The organism is Chitinophaga hostae (genome assembly GCF_018224885.1).
In the GTDB taxonomy this organism is placed as follows: domain Bacteria; phylum Bacteroidota; class Bacteroidia; order Chitinophagales; family Chitinophagaceae; genus Chitinophaga; species Chitinophaga hostae.
Genome location: NZ_JAGTXB010000034.1, coordinates 1 through 20,838, shown reverse-complemented (window position 1 = coordinate 20,838; position 20,838 = coordinate 1). Strand labels below are relative to the sequence as shown.

General features: G+C 48.6%; 13 protein-coding genes. 3 read left to right on the top strand and 10 right to left on the bottom strand.

The features are described 5' to 3' along the window. Positions 1–49: 49 nt before the first annotated feature. The 4 genes from KE626_RS33865 to KE626_RS33850 all read right to left on the bottom strand — a co-directional run bounded on the left by KE626_RS33865 (position 50) and on the right by KE626_RS33850 (position 6,974). The gene (locus KE626_RS33865) at positions 50–1,672 is read right to left on the bottom strand and encodes a RagB/SusD family nutrient uptake outer membrane protein (protein WP_211977522.1); all 1,623 of its coding nucleotides are present in this window, start codon (positions 1,670–1,672) and stop codon (positions 50–52) included. Between the two features lie 27 nt (positions 1,673–1,699). Next, positions 1,700–5,047: a SusC/RagA family TonB-linked outer membrane protein gene (locus KE626_RS33860; RefSeq protein ID WP_211977521.1), complete on the bottom strand. Its 3,348-nt coding sequence runs from the start codon at positions 5,045–5,047 to the stop codon at positions 1,700–1,702. Positions 5,048–5,255: 208 nt separating this feature from the next. Continuing rightward, entirely contained in the window at positions 5,256–6,272 is a 1,017-nt protein-coding gene (locus tag KE626_RS33855) for a FecR family protein (RefSeq protein ID WP_211977520.1), read from the bottom strand. Positions 6,273–6,386: 114 nt separating this feature from the next. Beyond that, positions 6,387–6,974 (bottom strand): RNA polymerase sigma-70 factor, encoded by a 588-nt coding sequence (locus KE626_RS33850; RefSeq protein ID WP_211977519.1) that lies wholly within the window; start codon positions 6,972–6,974, stop codon positions 6,387–6,389. Between the two features lie 178 nt (positions 6,975–7,152). Between KE626_RS33850 and KE626_RS33845 the strand changes: the two genes are divergently transcribed. From KE626_RS33845 to KE626_RS33835, 3 genes are all read left to right on the top strand, one after another. Further along, positions 7,153–11,085: a Pls/PosA family non-ribosomal peptide synthetase gene (locus KE626_RS33845; protein WP_211977518.1), complete on the top strand. Its 3,933-nt coding sequence runs from the start codon at positions 7,153–7,155 to the stop codon at positions 11,083–11,085. A gap of 3 nt (positions 11,086–11,088) precedes the next feature. Continuing rightward, positions 11,089–11,619, top strand: a complete 531-nt coding sequence (locus KE626_RS33840; RefSeq protein WP_211977517.1) for a GNAT family N-acetyltransferase — start codon at positions 11,089–11,091, stop codon at positions 11,617–11,619. A 67-nt stretch (positions 11,620–11,686) separates the two neighbouring features. Beyond that, on the top strand, positions 11,687–13,174 hold the full coding sequence (locus KE626_RS33835; RefSeq protein WP_211977516.1) for a DUF255 domain-containing protein: 1,488 nt from the start codon (positions 11,687–11,689) through the stop codon (positions 13,172–13,174). Here the strand turns inward: KE626_RS33835 and KE626_RS33830 are convergent. From KE626_RS33830 to kduI, 6 genes are read right to left on the bottom strand one after another with little or no spacing between them, the layout of a single operon-like run. Further along, the gene (locus KE626_RS33830) at positions 13,171–14,427 is read right to left on the bottom strand and encodes a DUF2264 domain-containing protein (RefSeq protein ID WP_211977515.1); all 1,257 of its coding nucleotides are present in this window, start codon (positions 14,425–14,427) and stop codon (positions 13,171–13,173) included. The genes KE626_RS33835 and KE626_RS33830 overlap by 4 nt on opposite strands. 19 nt (positions 14,428–14,446) lie before the next feature. Continuing rightward, the gene (locus KE626_RS33825) at positions 14,447–15,643 is read right to left on the bottom strand and encodes a glycoside hydrolase family 88 protein (RefSeq protein ID WP_211977514.1); all 1,197 of its coding nucleotides are present in this window, start codon (positions 15,641–15,643) and stop codon (positions 14,447–14,449) included. A gap of 22 nt (positions 15,644–15,665) precedes the next feature. Then, positions 15,666–16,718, bottom strand: coding sequence for a LacI family DNA-binding transcriptional regulator (locus KE626_RS33820; RefSeq protein ID WP_211977513.1), 1,053 nt, complete (start codon positions 16,716–16,718; stop codon positions 15,666–15,668). 31 nt (positions 16,719–16,749) lie between these two features. Continuing rightward, a complete protein-coding gene (locus tag KE626_RS33815) occupies positions 16,750–17,511 on the bottom strand; it encodes an SDR family oxidoreductase (RefSeq protein WP_211977512.1) in 762 nt (253 codons plus the stop codon). 52 nt (positions 17,512–17,563) lie between these two features. Continuing rightward, positions 17,564–19,852 (bottom strand): BT3233 family polysaccharide utilization protein, encoded by a 2,289-nt coding sequence (locus KE626_RS33810; protein WP_211977511.1) that lies wholly within the window; start codon positions 19,850–19,852, stop codon positions 17,564–17,566. Beyond that, the gene (gene kduI / locus KE626_RS33805) at positions 19,812–20,750 is read right to left on the bottom strand and encodes a 5-dehydro-4-deoxy-D-glucuronate isomerase (protein WP_249207894.1); all 939 of its coding nucleotides are present in this window, start codon (positions 20,748–20,750) and stop codon (positions 19,812–19,814) included. Before kduI ends, KE626_RS33810 begins: the two co-directional genes overlap by 41 nt. Between the last annotated feature and the right edge of the window lie 88 nt (positions 20,751–20,838).

Below are 20,838 nucleotides of genomic sequence, written 5' to 3'. Positions count from 1 at the left end.
TTACATAAAAGGTAATGCCGGACCAGCTCTTGCCGGCCCGGCATTTCATTTACTGCAATGGATCAAAAGTTCCGTTTTCCCATCCCTTGGTTTGTTCCAGGTTAGGATTATTCTGCAACTCCGATCTGCTGATAGGAGCAAAATACATGTAGTCTTTAAACACCAGGTCGCCTTGTAAGTCGAGATCCACCTGCTGGTATTTAAACGTTAATGGATTATCCGTGAGTTTGCTGCCGGCAAGACCATGCCTGCGCACCCCGTTCAGCACAGTGCCCGCCAGCTTCCAGCGACGGAGATCCCAGTAACGTTTTTGCTCAAAAGCAAATTCCACAAAACGCTCCTGCTGCAAGCGGCTGCGCATGGCGGCTACAGACATACCCGCCGTTAACCCGTACAGCCCATTAACGCCTGCCTGTATCTGCGCCCGTTGCCGGATCATTTTCAACACTTCATATGCCCTCGTGGTATTACCCAGTTCGTTCGCGGCTTCTGCCTCATTCATCAGCACCTCTGCAAACCGGATGTCGATATAATCAGTGCCGGAATTATTCGCTTCTGCTGCTGTTAGTTCCTGGTTAATCGCCTTGCGGTTGTAATACCCCGTATGTGAACCATTGGTAGCACCGTAGGCGTCAATACCTGAGTTCTCATAAGTCCATTGGGTACGCTTAAAATAAGAAGCCCCGTTATATACTATCGTAGCATAAAACCGCGCATCCCGGTGCAGCCACTGATCGGCAGTGCCGGGGCCAGGCTTCCAATCCGCGCCGTTGTCTAACGGAAACGCCTCTACGAGTTCTTCGGTAGGATGATTGGCCCCGGTAGCATTCACCGAAACAGAAATCGGGCGCACGGCCGCATCCCTGCTCTGGGTTCTCCCGGGATTCAGAAAGCGGACGGCAAACACTACTTCCTTGTTCATCTCCTCCAGGAAAAGATTGGAAAAATCGGCATATAAACCTGCCCCGTTTTTTTCCAGCTCCTGTCTCGCCGCCAGGTTAGCGTCATAAGCTTCCTGCCAGCGCTGGCGGTCGTTGCCCGGGTTGAATTGGGGACTGGCCCTGAACAACAACACCCGGCCTTTAAAGGCCATCGCTGCACCTTTGGTTACCCGGCCTTTTTCATCCTGCACCGATGGCAACTGTGCGATAGCATCATCCAGCTCTTTTAAAATAAAAGTGTAAGTCTCGGACGTTTTGCTGCGCTTCACAAAAATATTATCCGTGATGGATTGCGGTTCGGTAATAATAGGCACGCCTCCAAAACGCTTTACCATTTCAAAATACAGGTAGGCGCGGATAAAATGCGATTCTCCGCTCAGCCGCTGTTTCAGGTCGGCACTGATAGTAGACGCAGTAATGTTCTTAAAAAAAACATTTACATTCCTGATAGCATCATAGGGCCAAAACCATAAGGGGTTATTGTCAGGACTCCAGGCGCCGTTATTCAAAGCATTTCTGCCATCTGACTCATCTGAATAGCCGGATTCTCCAGCATTCCAATTGGGGATGCTGGTATATAAATTACTGACGTAGGCATTGGCGGTAGCTGGATCGGTCCACGTCAGCGATTCATTGATACTGCCAAGGTCTGTTTTATCAAGGATACGGTTACAGCCTGTAAATACAGTCAGCATACAACATCCTATGATGAATATATCTCTCTTTTTCATGATTAATTGTTTCATTGCGTGATTACTTTAAAAGCCAAGATTTACGCCCACATTCACAGAACGCATGATAGGATACTGGAAGGCGCCGTAGCTGGTTTGGAATTCAGGATCATATAACTTGATCGCTGAAACGGTAAACAGGTTACTGCCTGATACATAAAACCGTACGTTGCTGATCTTTGCTTTCTGCAATAATGCCTTTGGTAATGAGTAACCCAGTTCGAGGAACTTCAGGCGCAAATAGGCGCCGTTTCTCAGCCAGAAAGAAGACGCAGGGCCTTCTGTTCCGTTTTTACCACCAATTTTCGGGTAGGCAGCGCCGGTATTTTCAGTGGTATAGTGATCAGCCCAGAAACTCAGTACAGCCTGCTCCCTCCACTGGTCGCGGTTAGGAAACATCACTTCCCTTCCTGTCACTCCCTGGAACAGGAAGTTGAGATCAAATCCCTTCCAGGAAACACCCCCATTCACACCATAAATAATTTCCGGGTTCAGACTTTTATTTGAGAGCACTTTTTTATCAAAATCATTCACGATGCCATCCGGTTTTCCATCCGGCCCGCTGATGTCTTTGAAAATAATATCGCCCACTTCAAATTTTTGTCCGGGTGCATTGTAGTCCGGTAAATTCTGCAGATCTTTTTCTGACCTGGCTATACCGGCTGCTTCGTAGCCGGTGATAAAATCAATCGGACGGCCTATACGTTTCTGATAATCCATGGCATTGGCCGGTTCCGCCATATTGATCACCTTATTGCGTGCAAAGCTGAAATTGCCGCCCACATAGTAGTTCACCTGCCCGATGCTGTTATCATGTCTTACTGATAATTCTATTCCATGATTGTCCACCACGGCATAGTTCTCACTTGGCAGTGTAGCGCCAAAAGAAGCAGGCACTGTTAACGCGCGTGTCCAGAGGATATCATAGGTATGTTTACGGAAATAATCAGCTTCTATGCTCAGTAGGCCGTTGCCAAAGGATGCGTCGATACCGATGTCGGTAGTAGCAGCTTTTTCCCAGGTAAGTAACGGGTTAGGATATACGCCGCTGGTAAGCCCCATGGTAGCGCCATTAAACACGGCGCCTGGCGCCACTACATATTTATTCTGCCACTGGTAAGGCGGTACATTCGGATCATCATAATAATCGTTTCCGGTAATACCATAGGAAGCGCGCAGCTTGAGGTTATCCAATCCACGTACCGCCCCTTTCATAAAAGGCTCTTCTGAAATACGCCACCCCGCGGAAACAGAGGGGAAGAAACCCCAGCGTCCCTGTGGTCCGAACTGTGTGGAGGCATCTGAACGGAAATTGGCTTCAAAGAGGTATTTGTCTGCATACATGTAATTCACACGTCCTACATAGGAAATACGCGCGGTTTGCGTGCCGCCGCCGCCAACAGTTTGATACTTATGGTCGGGATCTGTTACGAAGAGTTGATCAACCTGCGTAGTGAGCGGGTTTTCTCCTTTGGCAGAAAAATTATCACCCAGGGTTTCTGACTGCTCATATAACAGTAACGCACCTACGGTGTGTTTGCCAAAAGTGCGGTTATACTTAAAACCACCGTTCAACAGGTACATCACGGGTTGATTGTATGCCTCTGTGAGTGCATTATATGGCAGCTGTGCAGCGGTTTTGGAACCAATTACGCTGTCGCCCACCAGGTGTCCGTGACCGCCAAAAGTATTGTGCTGGTACAAGGTATAGCTCTTGTACTGTGTTTTGGTGAAGTTAAATTTCTTATTATAGTTATAGGAAAAAGTGGCTGACAGCCCTTCTATCGGCAGCTTGTAATTCAATGCCAGCTGAGCGTTGAATGTGTTATAATTTTTCCGCAGATAACCGCCGTTCTTTATTACTTCTGCCGCATGCCAGTGATAAAGCGTTCCATCCGGCAAACCATCTACATAAGCCGGCGACATAGGGGGCTGATTCAGCAGGCCGCGGTAAAAGTCCTTCATCTCTGCATTATCGCCATCCCAGGGCCAGTACGGCCGGGTACTGTTTTGAAAGTTCCCGTCGATGTTCAGCGATATCGTCAGGTTTTTTGTGACATTGGCTTCTACGTTGCTGCGCAGGTTATAGCGCTTATAGTCGATGTTATCAAACAACCCGCTCTCGTTGTAGTAGCCCAGCGACATAAAATAACGCACGCTTTTACCACCGCCATTTACACTCAGCGTATGCTGCGTGGAATAAGGGTCTTTCGCCACCAACTTATACCAGTCGGTGTTCACGGTACCGGCCTTGTAATAATCCAGTTCATCAGGGGAATACAGCCGTGGGTCATCTGCTGAAATACCGGGAAACTGGTTATACAACATATCATTCTGGTAAATCGCATGCTGATAGGAATTCAGCCGGGAAGGAATTTGTGTTGGGCGCAGGGAGCCAACATTACCCGTGTAGGAAAATCGGGGCGCCTGGTCCATTTCCCCTCGTTTGGTGGTCACCAGCAACACACCGTTGGCGGCGCGGGCGCCATATACTGCCGCGGAAGCCGCGTCTTTCAGTACAGAAACGCTTTCTATTTCATTGGGGGTGAGGGCGTCGAAATCTTCTTTTCCTCTCACCACTCCGTCAATTACATACAGGGCGCCAGGCGAATTTAAGGTACCCTTACCACGAATGGTAATCGGTGAACTAACACCCGGAATACCGCTGGGGTTGTTGGCAAATAGTCCTGAAAGCCTTCCTGCCAGTGCATTGGAAATATTGGACACCGGTACATTCTGAATATCTTTGGAGCTGATCGACGAAATGGCGCCGGTTAAATTTACTTTCTTCTGATTACCATAACCTACTACTACCACCTCATTTAACCCGCGGGTATCTTCTTCCAGTACTACCTCCAGCTGTTCCCGGTTATTGATGGCCACTGTTTTGGGAAGAAATCCCACATAGGTAAATACCAGGCTGGCCAGTCCGGGTGCATTCAGTTCAAAGCGCCCCTCACCGTTGGTAACAGCGCCGGTATTGGTGCCTTCTACTTTAACGGTAACACCGGGTAACGGCTCTCCATGCGTATTGGACACCTTGCCTGTTACTTTTTTATCTGCAGCATCTGTACCACCGGGTACAATAACGATCAGCTTATCGCCCATTTTTTTGGCAGACAGCGAGGTATTATCCAACATCAGCTGTAATACATCCATAGCAGGCATTTCGGCTACCGACATATTAATCAGCTTGCCCGCCGGCAATGTTTCTTCACTGAAAAGAAAACGGAACTTACTTTTCTTCTCCAGCTCATTAAGCGCTTTGGCGAGCGGTTTGTTGCGAATGTCAAGGGTTACCTTCACATCCTGCGAATAAACACTGGCAGACACCCGCATGCAAGCCAGAAAAACTAATAGAAAGAAAATTTTCATGAAGCGAATGATTTGCGGTCGGGGAACCAGGCATAGGTTTCCCTGATGAAATCGTAGTTTTTTTTGCATAATTTCACAAATGAAAAGTTAAACAATAAGCGTCCGGGCTGATCTCGTACATCAGCCGGCTTTGGTTGACAAATTCAACGGGGAATGTTTGCGCATTTCCCGTTTTTATTACAGGTATTAAGTATTCATATGATTGATTTTAATAGATAATAATCTTGTTGCCCTTTATAGTAAACTGAAAATGATGGATTTGCTGCATAGCTGTCAAAGCTTCTGCAGCGGATTCATTTTGAAATGATCCGGTAAAGTGGCAGTCGTTGATTTTTTCATTGTTCACTTCTATGGATACATTGTACCAATGCTCCATTTTTCGCAGAATATCCGGCATTTTTTCATCGTTAAATACCAGTTTATTGTCTATCCAGGAAGTTTCTGCCAGCAGCGCGGAATCATCTGGCAGCTTACCCGCGTTGGCAACACTATAATGTATTACCGCTTCTTTACTCTTCTTTTTTGATTCATTGTTATATATAATCAGTTTTTCGCCCGGTTGTAAATCAATCCGTTGTCCCGGCACCTCTTTCATCAACACTTCTATTTTGCCGCTTACCAGTGTAGCCTCGCTCCTGCTTTCATTATTATAGGAGCGTACATTGAGTACGGTACCCAATACGTTTACCTGCATTTTGAGCGTATGTATGATAAAAGGCTTACCGGCGTCTTTGGCTACATCAAAACAAGCCTCCCCGGTCAAAAATACCTCCCTGGTGGCAGCATGTTTCATGTCGTCGCTGTAGGTCAGCTTGCTGCCGCCGTTCAGCCACACGGCCGTACCATCCGGCAGTTTTACCCTGGTTCTTGACCCTTCATGGGTGCTTACCTCATTATCGGCCAGTGGCGGATGGCTGTTCCCTTTGGAATACCAGGTGATCCAGCCGGCTATCAGCAGACAGATGCCGGTGAGCGCAGCCGCTAACCACAGCCCTCTTTTTCGCAGCAGCAACATCTTCCCTTTCTCCGGCTGCATGGCCGTTTCTGCCTGCAGCTGCGGCCAGTAACGGTCAAATACATCCGGTTCTTCTTCCTCCTTCCGCTCATTTTTCCAGATGGCCGCCATCAGCTCCAGGGTATATTGTGCCTCAGGTTGTACCCGTAACAATTGCTCCAGCTCCTGTAATTCGATATCCGTAGCCTCCCCGGCCATTTTTCTGCTCATCAGATACCATATCCTGTTGTTTTCCATTTTGATAAATGAGGAATGCCCCGGTTATAAAGACACCGGTTTAAAAAGAATCTACTAAATGAAAGGAAAATATTTTTTGGAAGCCTGTTATTTTACCGACTGCCTGCGGCTCATATTCAGGTTTACTGCCTGACTGATTTTCTTAAAAGCTATCGCCATCTGGGCGTCTATTGTGTTTACGGAAATGTCGAGGATGGCTGCAATTTCCTTGTATTTCAACCCATCTTCCCGAACCAGCTTAAAAATAAGCCTGCAACGCGGCGGCAGCTGGTTAATCGTTTGTTCCAGCCGGTTTAATAACTCCGCGGTGATAAACAGTTGTTCCGGATTGTTATTCAACGGTGTTAATACCATTTCCATATTATCAAGAGAAATAACTGCATGGCGGTTTTGTTTCCGGAGATAATTGAGGGAGATATTTTTCGCGGCGGTATAAAGATAGATTTTCAGGTGGTCGATATCTGGTAATTGTTGCCTGTTTCGCCAGATGTTAACCAATACATCTGCTGCTATTTCTTCAGCCATTTCACGGGACTTAACAATGGCAAAGGCAAACTGTTGCAAGGGGCCATAAAACCAACGAAACAGGCGGCGGTAAGACTGCTCACACCCCACTGCTGCAACCATCTGCAGGCAATGCTTCATTTCATCCGTGGTAAATGTATGCTCCCCCATGTATTAATGCTGTCGAAAGTATATCTTTATAACATAGAAAACGTATAGCATCTTACCTGATTATACGCTAATTTTCCCAAAGAACCTATTATTTTTAAGCGTATTATAAGGCGCTACTCCGATTCTTACCAGTAACTTTACCATACCAAACACCTTGAACCTACGGGAACGCGAACTTATGAATGTTTATAGTATAGTTAAGGGGCCCCAGCAGCCAGACCTGCTCCATGATGAAACCCTGGCAGATATTTTTTCAAAGACAGCGCAGGAGCATGCGCATCATACCGCGTTGGTATTTCAACAACAAACACTCACCTATAAACAGCTGGATCACTGGAGTGATGCGGTCGCCGCTTTTCTTCAATCAAAAGGAATAGGCCCCGGCAGCGTAGTGGGGGTATGGTGGCCCCGCGGACTGGAACTGCATGTGGCCATACTTGGCATCATCAAAGCCGGGGCAGCCTATGTGCCGCTGGACCGGGAAATGCCGGCAGAACGCGTAGAAGGCGTGCTTACAGAAGTAAAGGCCGCCGCCTGTTTCAGTGAACAACCCCTCCAAATGGAAGCCGCGGTACTAGCCGTACCACCGGTACCCGACAGCACCGAAACATTTCAGCTAAGCGCCGGCCCCCGCCCGGAAAATTTCGCCTATGTACTGTATACTTCCGGCAGCACCGGCAAACCCAAAGGCATTCCTATCAGCCACCGGCAGATCTGCCATCTTATCAGGGCAGAACAAACCGTTTTAAATATACGCTCCACCGATAAAGTATACCAGGGATTCTCCGTATCGTTTGACATGTGGTGCGAAGAAACCTGGCTCAGTTACTTCGTGGGCGCTACCCTGTGGGTAGCTGATGCCACTACCGCCAAAGCCATCGATGAACTGGGCGATGTATTACGCCGTGAAAAAATCACCGTATTGCACGCAGTACCCAGCCTGCTCGCCATTATGGATGATAACATCCCTACTCTCCGGTTGATCAATGCCGGCGGGGAAGCCTGCACACCGCAGGTACTGGCCCGATGGGCAGCGCCGCCCCGCCATTTCTATAACAGCTACGGCCCTACGGAAACAACCGTCAGCGCTACTTTCGCTGCATTAAAACCCGGCGACTATATCACTATCGGCCAACCGTTACCCAATTACAACATGGCAGTGGTAGATGAAAAGCTGGATATATTACCCGTGGGCGAACGGGGCGAACTGGTGATTTCAGGTCCCGGCGTAGGCGCCGGTTACATAGACCGCCCCGAACTGACCCGCGAAAAATTTGTGGATAAACCTCTTTCTATGACCGAACTGCCCGGTGACCGCTTATACCGCACCGGCGATGCCGCCATCATCTTACCGGATGGCAGCATCGATTTCCAGGGCCGCCTGGACGACCAGATCAAACTGCGCGGCTACCGGATAGAACTGGGGGAAATAGAAAATCAGCTGCACAATATCAACGGGGTAGCCGCTGCTGCCGTAGCAGTAAAAAAAGATAGCAACGACCAGGATCAGCTGGTAGGATATATTGTCAGGGAAGATGATCAACCGTTTGATGAATCGCAGCTCAGAGCTACACTCGCGAAAGTATTGCCTCCCTATATGGTGCCCGGCATCATCCAGGTACTGGACGATATGCCCCGGCTGCCCAGCGGCAAAATAAACCGCAAAGCATTGCCGGTACCGGCTGCCTTTACACAGGTAACCACCCACGAAGCCATTGATCCGGACGCCCCGCTGCAAGATAAGCTCCTGCTGATACTGGCAAAGGTATTCCCGGACCGCAGCATCGATCTGCAACAGGATTTCTTTACCGACCTCGGAGGCCATTCCCTGTTGGCAGCTGCCTTCGTATCACGACTGCGCCGCGAGGCCAATGTACCACAGGCATCTCTCAAAGATATCTATATTCACCGCCCCTTACAGGAACTGGTAAATGTATGGGCCGCCCAACCACAGGCCGGTCAGCATACCAAACGGGTATTTAATAAAGTTCCCTGGTGGCGTCACCTTTGTTGCTGGATAGCCCAAACCATCGCCATACTTATCATCTTCGGATTATTTGCTATGCAGATATTCCTCCCATACCTGGGCTACTACTACGTGGAACAGGATACCAGCCACCTGGGATACGCCATCGTTACCGCCCTGGTGATGTTCTGCCTGCTGCCGCCACTGTTTTCAGCGCTGATCATCAGCACCAAATGGCTGGTGATCGGTAAAATGAAAGCCGGCGATTACCCGGTATGGGGCACCTACTATTTCCGCTGGTGGCTTGTAAAAACCATTCAGCGCCTCATGCCCTCCCAGTTCCTCAACGGCACTCCTTTATACCCCGCCTACCTTCGTATGCTGGGCGTAAAAATAGCGCCGGATGCGCAACTGGGCGCCGTTACCATTGGTGCGGAAGACCTGGTAACCATCGGCTCCGATGTCAGCATCAGTTCACAGGCTGTTATCAACAACGCCTTTGTGGAAGACGGCCTGCTGAAACTCCGGACCGTTCACCTGGGCGATCATGCCTATGTCGGCAGCAGCGCCATCATTGGCGGCGATACCGTGATAGAACCCTGGAGCGAATTACAGGACCTCAGCTTTTTACCTCCCAACAGCACCGTTAAAACCGGTGAAGTATGGCAGGGAAGTCCGGCTGAATTAAAAGTAACCAAATCCATCAGCGACTTACCACAACCACTACCCGTATCAACAGCTACCCGCAGAAAATACAGCGTCATCTTTTCCCTGTTCCTGCTGGTATTTCCATTTACAGTATTGCTGCCATTACTGCCCACCATCATCATCCTGAACCAGATGGATAATGCCGCGCCGGATTATAACTTCAACTACATGGTGATTACCCCGGCACTGGCGCTTACCTATATACTTTTATTTACCGGGCAAACCGTACTGTTGACACGCTTGCTGCAATGGGGCATTAAACCCGGCACCTATCCTATTTACAGCATTTTCTATGCACGTAAATGGTTTGCAGATCAGCTGATGTCGTTATCACTGATCGTTATACATCCCATTTTTGCTACGGTGTATATCTCTTCCCTCTTCCGCGCATTGGGTGCAAAAATCGGCCGCAATACAGAAGTTTCCACCGCCAGCAGCGTTACCCACCCTTTGCTGGAAATCGGTGACGGCGCCTTTATTGCCGATGCCGTAACACTTGGCGAATCAGATGTACGCGGACAACAACTGATTCTCGAAAAAACAATTATTCACAATACCAGTTTTGTAGGCAACAGCGCCCTGATACCGCAGGGGTACGAACTGCCGGAAAATATGCTTATAGGCGTATTGTCCACACCTCCTTCCAAAGAACAACTAGCCGGCAGCACCGCCCGCGACTGGTTTGGCTCACCGGCCATTGCGCTGCCCCGTCGCCAGGAAAGTCACTTTTTTCCACCGGAACTTACTACCAACCCATCGCCACAGCGCAAACTGGCCAGGGCCACTGTGGAATTTATCCGGATACTCATCCCGGAAACAGTAGTAATATGCTGCAGTATCCTGTTCATTGCCTATGCACACGACCTGGTAACAGATAAACCGTGGTGGGTAATATTGCTGCAGTTTCCGTTCTATTACCTGTTCTTCCTCGGATTGCCGGCTTTCCTGTTTACGGTAATGCTGAAATGGATACTCACCGGCGTTTATAAACCGCTGCAAAGCCCCATGTGGACTTCCAAAGTATGGCGCAGCGAAGCCATCACTTCCACCTATGAAGCACTCTCTATTCCATTCCTGCTGGAATACCTGAAAGGCACGCCATGGCTGCCTGTATTACTGCGCCTGCTCGGCGTAAAAACCGGTCGCCGCGTAGTGCTGAATACAGCCGACATCACCGAATTTGATATGGTGGAAATAGGAACTGATAGTGTATTGAACGAAGACAGCGGTCCGCAGACACACCTGTTTGAAGACCGTGTGATGAAAATAGGCCCTATCAAAATAGGCCAGAGAAGCAGTATCGGTGCACGTTCTATCATTTTATACGACAGCGAAATCGGTGATGATGTAAACATCGCCCCACTGTCGCTGGTGATGAAAGGAGAGAAACTGCAATCCGGTACCAACTGGACAGGCAGCCCTGTTAAACCGGATTAAAACATGGTAACAATTAAGCCTATACGAATTCATGATCATTACGCACTGATCAACAGCATGATGGAGCAGCTGCATCTCTCCGAAAAAGAATTTTTCCCGAAAACGGCCAGCTGGGAAAGTATCAGCAGCAACTATATGCAGCATGTGATCGATACACAGGAAACCTGCGATGGCACCTGCCTGCTGGCTTACGTGGATAATACGCCCGCAGGTTTCATCTTCGCTTACCTCGAAGAACCCGACGAAAGCCGCATTGAAGATTATACCGGTGATACACTGTATGTATCCGACGGCTATGTGGCAAAAGAATTTCGCAGGCAAGGCATCTACCGGCAGATGAATGAAGCACTGGAAAAAATATATGTTGAAAAGGGCATAAGAAGAATGGTGAGATACACGCTGGCTAATAACCAGCGCATGCAACAGTTTCTTGCCTCCGAAAATTATGAGCCGGTAAGACTGGTGTTTGAAAAATGGTTAACGGAAGATGGGAAAAGGCCGGTGGCGCTTTTTCCGGAGCCTAAAAAGGGATGACAGCCGCCCGCCTGGGTGATGCAAACCAATAATTGCCCAACCCCGTATATGCCTGTAAAATGATCCCGTGTTAAACAGGTATTTCTTTTTTCTGCTCATTTTTTGCTGCGCTGATACCGCAAAGAGCCAAAGTATTCCATGGCTGGAATTTGATCAACGGGCTTTTGACCTGGCCAGCCGGCAGCATAAACCGGTGTTGCTGGATCTGGGCGCCAGCTGGTGCCACTGGTGCCATGTAATGGATGATTCTACCTACGAAAACCCGGCTGTTATCAGCTACCTGTCGCAACATTACATTTGTATAAAGGCCAACCAGGATAAACGCCCCGATCTGTATGCAAAATATAAGGATTACGGATGGCCTGCCACTATTATATTTCACGAAGATGGAAGAGAACTCCTGAAGCAGGCCGGGTATTTCAGTCCGGCGGATTTTCTTCCGCTACTGGAAAAAACATATAATGGTTACCGTTATCTTCCGCCGCGAAAGAAACCGGTGATCAATAAAACGGTTCCCGGTAAATGGTCGGCAGCAGCAGCCGCATTTGTGCGCAATAATTTCTTTGAATACCTCGATATGGAAGATGGAGGATACGATATGCAACAGCATTTCCTGGAGTACGACGGCATTGCCTACGCATTGCGTTACAGCCAAACAGATCAGCGGCTGAAACGATGGCTGCCACTCACTATCCATGGATCATACAAAATAAACGATCCTGCCTGGGGCGGCGTATATCAATATTCCACCGACAACGGATGGGATCATCCGCACTTCGAAAAAATACTCAGCATACAGGCAAGATATATAAAAATATATGCGCAATATTTTGGCGCCACCAACGACAGCAGCGCCCTGCTGTATGCCAATAAAATTGTCAGTTATCTGGATACCTTTCTGTATAGCGGCGAACACTTGTATTATAATTCCCAGGATGCGGACCTGAGAGCAGGAGAACATGCAGGTGGTTACTTTTCGTTATCCGCTGAAGAGCGCTATAAACAAGGAATTCCGCGGATAGACAGCACCTGCTATGCCAAAGAAAATGCACAATTGGCGGATGCCTTTCTCTCTATGTATGAAGCTACAAACGACAACAGGCACCTGGCTACCGCCGGGGTAATATTACAAAGCATCCTCAAAAAATTCAAACAACCGGACGGAGGTTATGTACATGACCGGGCTTTTACGGGAAGTATTGCGTTGGCGGATCAGTTGTACCTTTGCCAGGCATTGGTGCATCACTATCAGCTCACGCGTGATACTGCATCATTGGCGGCAGCAGTGCACAGCGCCGATTATATGTTGCTGCATTTTACCGGGAAAAACAAGGCGCTCTTTAGCTTCAGCAGCAACAATAAATACCTGCCCCCGGACAATGTGCTCAGCGAGAATATAGATGCCTGCAGAACGCTGCTGCAGTTATCCCGATACGGTTATCCCGCATATAAAACAGCGGCAGAAAATATATTCAGTTATATATCTTCTCCCGCTGTATTAAAAACAATTATTGCCGAACCGGGTATATTAATGGCAAAGGAAATGTTGCATTAGTAGTCGATAGAATGATCCTTCTTTACCATCGCCCCGGACCAGGCTTTCTTAGCCGTCCACGGTTGTGCTGCTGCAGACCAGAACGGATGCTGCGCAGGAAGCCCCAATGCCAGGAAACCGGTAGTACATAAATACAGGCTCCCCGTAGAAGTATAAACATCTGCAATTTCCGGCTGATGACCGCAGAAGCCAATCTGCAGCCAGCCCTCTTTATCAAAAGTGCCGGGTGTTTCAAAAATTCGTTTATTCACTTCCGTTAGTGCGCATCTAACCTGTGCCGGCGAAATTTCCGGCGGCAGTTTATCTTCCAGCGCTATTTGTGCCAGCGCCTGGAATGCCGCATTGCGATAAGGCATAGAACGGCCCACTACCGGGAAAGTTCCTTCCGGCGATATCTGTCTTTCCAATATGCTGCTGTACCGCTGCATACGTTTCAATGCCAGCTCATAGTTTTCCTTTCCTTCTTCGTTCTTTTCCACCATTACTTTTAACACATCCACCAGCATGGGTTGTATGACAAACGAGTTATAGTAGTCGTAGTGAAAATGAGCGCCATCGCCATACATACTGTCACCTTTATACCACTCCATTATTTTTTGTACGGCCAGGTCCACCGGTTTGCGATCCCAGGCAGCACCGTATTTCAGCAGCATGGCTTCAATGATAGCGGAAAACAATACCCAGTTATTGGTGAATGCTTTGATACTGCGCAAACTGATCAACCCGTCTATCACCTGTTGCTGTGTTTTAGATGATAATGCCCCCCACAATTGTGTAGGGGCACGCAGCAGCCCATGTGCCAGGAAGGCGCCATCGACCAGCGGCTGCGCATCAAATTTGCCGGTGAAATTCATATAATCGGGAGAAGCCGGGTCTACCGCCATGGCTATGGCTTTGCGGGTTATATCCAGCATGGCCGAACGCTTGTTGCCCTCCGGAGTATTGTCTGGCCCCAACTCCAGCCAGGGGGCCAATCCTGCCAGGGTTCTGCCAAATGCTTCCAGGTAAGTTACTTTATCCACCGGCTTGGCATAATCAGGCGCCACTTCAGTGGGCATGGCTGTCTTCAGTTTTCCTTCGCTCAATTTACTGATAACGGGGCGGCATATACGTAGTAAAAGGTCCACGTTATACTGTCTGTCGTTATGCACCGGTTTTTCTGTGGCCATTGCTTTCAACAGCCCTTTGTCTGAACCGATGGTACCGGCTACTCCCGCCATGGGAATCGCTTTGATAAAGAATCTTCTGTCCATGGGAAATTTTTTTTCTGACTTACTTAGCCCATTGTTTGTACCGCAGCAATGCCTCCACAAAATAGTAATCGGCATAGGTCAGCGGCACATCCACCTCTGATTTATGCGGCAGAGAGCCTACGCTGTGCATCAGTATAAAATCATTGTTCTCTCCTTCCTTTGCCAGGTAAGCAGGACTGCATAAGCTGTTCAGCATAGTTTCCGCAGCATTCCAGTAACGCTTTCCTTCTGTTTTATTGGTATAACGGCTCAGTTCCAGCAACGCGGATGCGGCTACGGCAGCAGCGGATACATCACGCGGCGCATTTGGAATACCGGGTGCATCATAGTCCCAATAAGGCACGAGGTCGGCCGGCATAGTAGGGTTATTGAGGATAAACTCCGCAATATGACGGGCCTGATCCAGGTAAGCTTTATCTTTTGTATCGCGGTACATAAGGGTATAACCATATAATCCCCAGGCCTGGCCACGCGACCAGGCAGAGCTGTCGGCAGCTCCCTGGTGGGTTTTACGGTCTGCTACGGCGCCGGTGGCAGGGTCATAGTCCACTACGTGGTAGGAGCTGTAATCCGGACGGAAATGATTTTTTATAGTGGTATTGGCATGCGTGCGGGCAATTTGTGCAAACTGTTTGTCGCCGCTTTCACGGGTAGCCCAGTTCAGCAATTCCAGGTTCATCATGTTGTCGATGATCACCGGGAATTTCCAGCTGCCATGATCCCATGATTTAATGCAGCCAATGGTAGGATTAAAGCGGGTAGACAAAGACTTTGCGCTGGTCAGCAAAATAGCTTTATAGGCAGGATCTTTGGTGATGCGCAATGCGTTGCCAAAGGGACAATACATCATAAATCCAAGATCATGGGTGCGGGTGTTGAACTGTTCTTTCTGTACCAATGCCATGCGCTTCAGCGCCTCTGCTTTAAAGGCAGGATCTTTGGTGTATTCGAACAGGTACCAGTTGGTACCGGGATAAAAGCCGGAGGTCCACCAACCGGAGTTGGAGGTCATCAGGCTGCCATCCTTTGTATCGGTGGTACGTGGCAAGAGGCTGTCCGGTACATGTTTCATCATCAGTTTATACTGACGGGCGGCGAATTGCAGGGCCGCATCAGCTTTGGTCAGCAGCGCTTTGTCAGCCTTACCGGATTGTGCATACGATTGCATAAACATCACCGGCAATAGCAATACCGTAAAGAACAGGTTCTTTTTCATAAATAACGTGATTAGAATATGATCATTTCTTTTTTGCGCTGGTCTTTGCCGTACCGGCGGAAGACTCGCGTGCTACAAGTTGAATAGGTATTATTTCCTGTGAATAACGTGGTACGCTGGAAGCAGCGGTGTTGATCAGTTCCATCAGGGCGGCCACCACTCTTTCACCCATCATGGCCGGATACTGGTCTACACTGGTAACGGGTGGCGTTACTATTTCTGTGCGCGGATCATTGGAATACCCTACTACTTTCAGGTCTTCCGGTACCCGTACATTTATTTTACGGCAATACTCCAGGATGGTAATCGCAGTAGTATCGTTGGAGGCAAAAATGCCATCCGGAAAAGGTTGCTGGGCGAAGATCTTCTCACAGGTTTGCCAAGCATTTTCACGGGTCAGCTCGTGATAGAAGACACGATTTTTCTTAAAGGCCTGTTTATGTTCCTGCAGCGCATTTTTATACCCCGCTACTCTTTCCACATACAAATTACTCGTCAGCGGACCAGAGATATGCACAATATCTTTACAACCTTTTTCCAGCAGGTGCGTGGTAGCAGTATGCCCGCCGAGGTAGTCATCTCCCTTAATTACTTTAACATTATAATCTTTGGGTACCCGGTCAAAAAATATCAGCGGAATATTGTTATCCTTAAATACATCGAAATGGGAGAAGTCGGTGGTGTATAAGGTGGTAGATACTACCAGGCCATCTACCCTTGCCGAATACAAAGTGTTGACCAGGGTTACTTCCTGGTCGTACGAATCGTTCGACTGGCAGATGATCAGGTTATAGCCGTGCTCCTGCAGTTTATTCTGGATAATGGTGCTGATGGTTGCAGGGAAGAACATGGAAATCCGGGGTACTATGAGCCCGATGGTTTTGCTTTTATTATTACGCAAACCGGCAGCCAACGCATTAGGGCGATAGCCCAGTTTACGGGCCATCTTCTTCACCTTATCTTTCGTACGTGCGCTGATGTTAGGATTATCGTTCAGGGCACGTGATACAGTGGATACTGACAATTTCAGTTCTTCTGCAATATCCACAATCGTTTTTTCAGTACGTTTGCTCATGTATAGAGGCTATTAGCTGTAATATGTTCTGTTATCTACCCATCCAGCCACCATCCACGGTAAGAATAGTACCATGTACATAATCAGCTGCTTTGGAAGCGAGGAATATTGCAGGACCTGCAAAATCTTCCGGTTCTCCCCAGCGGCCAGCCGGAATGCGATCCAGTATGGCGCTGCTGCGTTGCTGATCCGCTCTCAGGGCCGCTGTGTTATCGGTAGCGATATATCCCGGTGCAATCGCATTTACATTCACTCCTTTCGAGGCCCATTCATTCGCAAATGCCTTTACCAGCGATCCTACGGCTCCTTTACTGGCAGCATATCCCGGAACATTGATTCCCCCCTGGAAGGTGAGCAGAGATGCTGTAAAGATAACCTTTCCGGCTCCACGTGCAATCATTCCTTTTCCGATTTCGCGGGTCAGGATAAATTGAGCGTTCAGGTTAATATTGATCACTTCATCCCAGTATTCGTCCGGATGCTCTGCGGCTGGTTTGCGGAGAATGGTACCTGCATTGTTAACCAGGATATCCACTACCGGTGCGTCCTGTTCCAGTTGTTTAATAAACGCATACAGGGCGGTACGGCTGGAAAAATCGCACTGGTAGGCCTTGAAACTGCGCCCCAGCGCCATTACTTCTTTCTCTACATCGCTGCCGCTGAGTTCCAGGGAGGCGGAAACACCAATAATATCAGCTCCCGCTGATGCCAGGGCTACGGCCATCGCTTTACCGATGCCACGTTTGCAACCCGTTACCACCGCCGTTTTCCCTTTTAACTGAAATAGATCCATTGTATAAAGTATTTAACGAGCTTCCGGATGCGGACACCCGGAAACCCTGTAATTATTGAATTGTCACCTGTAAAGGCTGTTTAACTTTTTGGGCAAATGTTTCCAGGTAGCTAAACCATTCCTGGGCGGAAGTAATCCTACCACCCTTGTTCCATGCAGCCCCGAAATAATATACATAGGGTTGCTGGCTACCGGCTGTACCCGGACTTAACAAATGCACATTGTCCGTTTTCATACCGGGTACCTCCCTCGCAAATACACAGCCCACACCAATGGTACCATCTTCTCCGTGAGTAGGTTCCCAATAGCCCATCACACCTGTTTTCTCATCCAGCAATACTGTACCTGGTTCCTTACGCTTCACAATACCGGTTACCACCGGGATATTATCATTGCCTTTAAAGCTGTACTGTACCTGCATCTTATTCAACTGCGAACCGGCATCCAGCGAAATCGTTTTGGTAACGCTTACGGGTATACTACCCGCCTGCCAGGTATCGTAGGTTAATGCGAAAGTGGTGCGCAGCGGACCGTTATCGAGTCTTTTCCACTGCCGGTAATTTTTAGGAAAATAAATAGTATCCTCACCATAAGGCGCAGTATCACCGGCGCCCAGCGTTAAACCCACACTGTAATAGTCTAACCCCTGTCCGTTGTCGTGATGATAGTTATCCAGCTTATACCAGGTATCAATCACCATATCGCTGGTACGTTTGGCCCATACATCAATACCAAAAGCCATTTCCTTTGGCACCTGTTCCAGCGCCTTGCCATACATGCGGTAAGCCATACGGTCGTTTTCCCAGGCATAATCATCTTTACGTTCCGGCACATAACGGCCGTAAGCAGCAGCTTTTACCTGCGCCGGCGTTCCTTCCGTTACAGCGGCATGAATACGTGCACCGGCAGGCGCCGATACCTGCAGGATGATCTTCTTAGGTGTTTTGCTGCCTTCATATATCAGCTGGTAAGGAATTTCCTGCGCACTTAACAGATCTATGACCTTAAAGCTCTTCTGCGTTGACTTGCTGAGTTTAGCGGTGAAATCACCATAGGGTATTTCCACGATATCACCTTCCCTGTTTACACCAGTGTTATTGGAGATGACAAACGAGCCGGTTGCATTTTTGCGCAGATCATATTTTATCAGCTCTGATCCGGCTAACAGGAACGCACCTACGCCATACACTTCTGTATCGTCGGCAGTAGCCTTTCCTGGTGCGGCACCAATTTCCTGCACAAAGCCCAGCTTACCGTTCGGCTGTACACAGCCTACCAGCGCTTCCCAACCTTTTTGCACTGCAGGTAAAAATTCCTTTTCAGGTAACAACCCGTTGTTGATACCCCACATCAACGCATATACGTAAAAACCGGTACCACTTGTTTCCTTTGCAGGATAATTATCCGGATCCAGCAAGCTGGCGTGCCAGGTACCATCCTGGGTTTGAAGGGCGGCAATACGATAAGCCATTTGTTTATACAACGCCTGGAACCGTGCCTTACCGGCATATCCTGCCGGCATATTATCCAGCATACGCACCAGGCCACCCATTACCCAGCCGTTACCACGACTCCAGTATACGTTAGTACCATTTTTTTCTTTCTTCCCGATATAACTGCCATCACGGTAGTACAAACTATCCTGTTTATTATACAGGTAGTCGGTGGTTTTCCACCATAATTTATCCGCGGTTTCCAGGTAGCGCGGATCGCCGGTGGCGGTAGACAAATAGGCCAGCGCCGGCGGCCCCATAAACAACGCATCGCACCAGGCCCATTCACGGTGATGGATACCATTTACCCATTCCAGCGATTCCGTATGCGGCGCGGCCACAATGCTGTCTGCCAGTTTGCGGAATTTATCAATCATCACGGGTTCTTTATACAAACTGTATAGCTGCGCATACAATTGTCCTACGCAGTATTCATCTGCAAAAAAACGGTCAGGTCCTGTATTCCAGTTGTTATCCCTGCCCACCTGTACCAGGCGGTCGGTAAAAAACGAATTCGACGTAACAGCGGTCAGCGACATCATGCCCGCATACATAGCGCCGTTGGTCCAATCGGTAGGCGCATGATTCCAGCCCCTGGCATTGATATACCGCCATTGCCAGGAAGCCACTTTCTCCATCTGCGCTCTTACCGCCTGCGCGGTATAAGCATCTGTGAAAGCGGCAGCATGTTTTTCCGTAACCGGTCCGGCAGCATGCAGCGGCAGGCCGGCATGCAGGAAAGACAAGCCCAGCAAGCTTCCTGCGATAATTTTTTTCATCATCATGATAACAGCTATTATCAGTTCATTAACGTAGTTCCGTGATCTTGCAATGGTCCATATCGCCATAGTCGAGGTTTTCACCTGCCATGCCCCAGATAAACGTATAGTTGCTGGTGCCTGCACCGGAGTGTACCGACCATGGCGGCGATATAATGGCCTGCTCATTTTGCATCCATACATGGCGGGTTTCCTGTGGCTGACCCATAAAATGACAAACCGATTGTCCTTCAGGCACCTCAAAATAGAAGTATACCTCCATTCTTCTGTCGTGCGTATGCGCCGGCATCGTATTCCACACGCTTCCCGGCTTCAGCTCCGTCATCCCCATCTGCAGCTGGCAGGTTTCCAGTACGCTGTTCACCAGCAGTTTATTGATAGTACGGTGATTGGAAGTTTCCAATGCTCCCAGCGTTACTATTTCCGCCTCGTTTTTAGACACTTTCCGGGTTGGGTAGGCGTGATGTGCCGGCGTGGAATTCAGGTAAAATTTAGCCGGTTGCTGCGTGTTTTTACTGTGGAAGATGACCTGTTGCTTTCCCTTACCGATATACAACGCCTCCTTATAAGCCAGTTCAAATTTTTCTCCATCCACTTCCAGTATGCCCTCTCCTCCAACATTAATCATTCCCAGCTCTCTTCTTTCCAGGAAATAATCTGCTTTCAGCAGGTCAATACTGGTCAGTATTACCGGACCTTTTACCGGCATTGCTCCCCCCGTAAGATAACGGTCATAGTGGGTATGCGTCCAGGTGACCTGGTCCGCCGCAAAAATGTTTTCTATTAAAAAAGCACGTCTCAGTTGCGCAGTATCCATTTGCTTTACTTCTGCCGGACTGCTCGCGTATCTTGAATCGTACGGCGTGCTAATGTGATGTGTTTTATTTTCCATTCGCTGCGATGCAGTATCCATTTGCTTTACTTCTGATGGGTTGCTCTCATATGCTGAATTCTGTGGAGTACTCATATTTTATGATTTAGCTGTTAGCCTTTAGCTGTTAGCTGTTAGCTAATGCAGCGGAGACCGATTAATATTTGATTTAGCTGTTAGCCTT

Coding starts and splice junctions, on each gene's coding strand:
- KE626_RS33830 (WP_211977515.1), bottom strand. CDS start 14,427: ATGGACAGAAGATTCTTTATCAAAGCGATTCCCATGGCGGGAGTAGCC.
- KE626_RS33865 (WP_211977522.1), bottom strand. CDS start 1,672: ATGAAAAAGAGAGATATATTCATCATAGGATGTTGTATGCTGACTGTA.
- KE626_RS33850 (WP_211977519.1), bottom strand. CDS start 6,974: ATGGGGGAGCATACATTTACCACGGATGAAATGAAGCATTGCCTGCAG.
- KE626_RS33840 (WP_211977517.1), top strand. CDS start 11,089: ATGGTAACAATTAAGCCTATACGAATTCATGATCATTACGCACTGATC.
- kduI (WP_249207894.1), bottom strand. CDS start 20,750: ATGAGTACTCCACAGAATTCAGCATATGAGAGCAACCCATCAGAAGTA.
- KE626_RS33810 (WP_211977511.1), bottom strand. CDS start 19,852: ATGGCGATATGGACCATTGCAAGATCACGGAACTACGTTAATGAACTG.
- KE626_RS33845 (WP_211977518.1), top strand. CDS start 7,153: ATGAATGTTTATAGTATAGTTAAGGGGCCCCAGCAGCCAGACCTGCTC.
- KE626_RS33860 (WP_211977521.1), bottom strand. CDS start 5,047: ATGAAAATTTTCTTTCTATTAGTTTTTCTGGCTTGCATGCGGGTGTCT.
- KE626_RS33855 (WP_211977520.1), bottom strand. CDS start 6,272: ATGAGCAGAAAAATGGCCGGGGAGGCTACGGATATCGAATTACAGGAG.
- KE626_RS33815 (WP_211977512.1), bottom strand. CDS start 17,511: ATGGATCTATTTCAGTTAAAAGGGAAAACGGCGGTGGTAACGGGTTGC.
- KE626_RS33820 (WP_211977513.1), bottom strand. CDS start 16,718: ATGAGCAAACGTACTGAAAAAACGATTGTGGATATTGCAGAAGAACTG.
- KE626_RS33825 (WP_211977514.1), bottom strand. CDS start 15,643: ATGAAAAAGAACCTGTTCTTTACGGTATTGCTATTGCCGGTGATGTTT.